Annotated in this window: 2 protein-coding genes; both read right to left on the bottom strand. The window is 60.8% G+C overall.

The features are described from left to right. On the bottom strand, positions 1 to 1,101 hold a 1,101-nt coding region (locus ACGVJ8_RS09315; RefSeq protein WP_392347489.1), incomplete at its 3' end, for a CO2 hydration protein. Next, entirely contained in the window at positions 1,098 to 2,588 is a 1,491-nt protein-coding gene (locus ACGVJ8_RS09310) for an NADH-quinone oxidoreductase subunit M (RefSeq protein WP_392347487.1), read from the bottom strand. The genes ACGVJ8_RS09315 and ACGVJ8_RS09310, both read right to left, overlap by 4 nt. Between the last annotated feature and the right edge of the window lie 144 nt (positions 2,589 to 2,732).

The following is a 2,732-nucleotide window of genomic DNA, read 5'->3' as shown; positions in this document are numbered from 1 at the left end:
AGACCAGGCCTCGGCATAGGCCCGATTAGCCGCCTGCTGCTGGGGATCATCGGAATCCAGCGGATGGGGCATCGTTCCAGCGATGGCGGCATTGGTGACGCAGAACATCGACTTCTGGAAACTGACGCAGATCTGAACATGCACATCGGTCTGCCCCCGACCGTTGTCGTCGTACCAGAGGCTCAGTTCCTCAGGCAGGTGGCGGTACATGTCCTGCATGCAAAGGCTGGGGGGAATCCCTGCACCCATGCTGGGAATCGGATCGGCGTAAAGCGCGCCGTACTTGAAATCACTGATGTCCGGTGAGATCTGCCTAGCCTGAGCATTGTACGACACCGTTCCAAGAAAGGGCATGCCGCGAAAAAAAACAGCCTCCACGTAGGGCACCGCCACATCCACCAAGAAGGTGAGACCCGCCTCGGGGGGAAGAACCCAGATCTCTTCACCACCGATCGACACCTTGTATTCAATCGGGCTTCCGGCCGCCGCCACCAGGCCGTCACGGATGTGATGCACCACATCGTTGACGCAGGTGACTCCCTTGATCGCGTAGCGACGGGCCAAGTCGACAAAGATGTCGCTCATCACCCGCCAGAACAGACCGAGGCAATAAATGGTGGTGAGCGAACGAATGGCCTCAGGGGCGAAGTCCGGATAGAGGTGGTTGTTCAGGGCCAGCAGAGGGTCGCGCGCCGACTTGCGCTTGATGATCCGCTGGCAGGCCTCTGCGAATTCAGGTGTGTCGAGATAAGCATCAAGCCCCCCAGTGCCATGCCAGAACATCGCCTTCTGGCAGTACTCGGCGTACTCGAAGTTGATCCGATCACCCATCAGATGGGTCCAGAGGCGCTTGAAGCTGAACCCCTCGTGGAAAAAGCGGAACACCGGGAAGGGGTTGAGCATCTGCTGCTCGCCCTGGTCCACTAGGTTCTTGCTGTAGGCGTCAAGAACCAGGCCATAGCTCTCGAGCACATTCACCACCTGCAGCAGATGGTCGGGGGTGTCTTTGAGCAGCGGCGTGTCACTGAGCAAACGATGGATCAATTCCTCCTGATCCGGAAGCACCGGGGGGTGAACGGGGGATGCGGTTGTCGGGGTCATGACGGATCTCCAGTGACCAGGCTGAGGCCCGTAGTGGCCGCCTCACTGAGGTTCGACAGCAGCTCAGGAGCAAGGCCAAGAACCAGCACACCGAGGCTGAGGGCGATAGCCGGAGCCTGTTCCCGCAGCGCCACGCGGTTGAGGATACGGGGATTCACCACCTCGCCGGGGGCGATCGCCAAGCGACCGAAGAAGGCGCGGTTCACCAACAGCAGGAAATACACCGCCGTCAGACCCGATCCCACCATCGAAAGCAGTGTGGCCAAGGGGAAGGGTTGCAGGCTGCCGCGGAAAATCAGGAATTCGGAAATGAAGCCGGCCATGCCGGGAATTCCGGCACTGGCCATCACGCCGATGATCATCAGAGATCCGGTCAGTGGCAGGCCACGCTGGGGATTGAGCAGGCCACGCAGTACGTTGAGGTCGCGGGTGCCGGTTTGGGCGTAAACGACACCCACTACCAGGAACAGCACCCCAGAGATCAGGCCATGGCTCACCATCTGAAAGAGGGCTCCCATCAACCCGAGCGGCGTGGCTGCTGCTGCTGCCAGCAGCACGTAGCCCATATGGCCCACCGAGCTGTAGGCCACCATGCGCTTCATGTCGGTCTGGGCGATCGCGGCCAGCGATCCGTAGAGCACTGAAATCGCAGCCCAACCGGCCAACCATGGAGACGCGAGTTGCCAGGCGTCGGGGAACAAGCCAAGACAGAAGCGGAGCAGGCCATAGGTGCCTAGCTTGAGCAGCACGCCTGCCAGAAGAACCGACACTGGTGTGGAGGCCTCGGTGTGGGCATCCGGCAACCAGGTGTGGAAGGGGAAGAGGGGGATCTTGATGCCGAAACCGATCAGCAGAGCACCCATCAACAGCAGCTGGGCGGTCATGCCCAGTTCACCGGCAAGGATCGGCCGCAGGCTGAAGTCCATGGTTCCGGTAACCAGGGCGATTCCAAGGAAGGCACCCAGGATCAGCACGCCTGAGACGGCGGTGACGATCAGAAACTTGGTGGCGGCGTAGGCCCTGTTGACACCGCCCCACACGGCGATCAGCATCCAAAGAGGGATGAGTTCTAGTTCGTAGAACAGGAAGAAGAGCAGCAGGTTCTGGGCTAAGAAGGCGCCATTCACCGCTCCAGAAATCACCAGCAGCAGGGCGAAGTAGACTCGGGGGCGATTCTCAATCGTGCGCGACGCGATGGCCGCCACCAGGCACAGCACCCCGTTCATCAACACCAGCGGTAACGACAGACCGTCCAGAGCCAAGGCGTAATCCAGCCCGATGGCATGCACCCAGCGGGCCTGTTCCACCAACTGCAAACCAGCATCGGTTGCATCGAAGGGCAACAGCAGGGCGAAGCTCGCCAGGCACTGCACCACCAGCAGCACGATGGACATATCGCGCAGGCGTGCACTTGACGGGGATCCCGGCCAAAGGATCAGAGCCAGAGCCCCGAGGAAGGGAATCAGAAGCAGGAGGGAAAGAAGCATCTCGGGGCGATCAGGTGAGGAACCAGCTCACCGCGGTGAGGAAAAGAACGATGGCCAGGAGCACCGTCAGCACGTACGACTGGCTCTGACCGCTAACGCTGAGCTTGAGGCTGTCGGCACTGGCCAGGGAGAAGCGAGCCACCC

It is taken from the genome of Parasynechococcus sp. (assembly GCF_042954245.1).
In the GTDB taxonomy this organism is placed as follows: domain Bacteria; phylum Cyanobacteriota; class Cyanobacteriia; order PCC-6307; family Cyanobiaceae; genus Parasynechococcus.
Note: the sequence above shows the minus strand (reverse complement) of the source record. Positions and strands in the feature narration are given on the sequence as shown.

Bases quoted from the DNA above. Each gene is read 5' to 3' on its own strand.
- ACGVJ8_RS09310 (WP_392347487.1), bottom strand. From the start codon at position 2,588: ATGCTTCTTTCCCTCCTGCTTCTGATTCCCTTCCTCGGGGCTCTGGCT.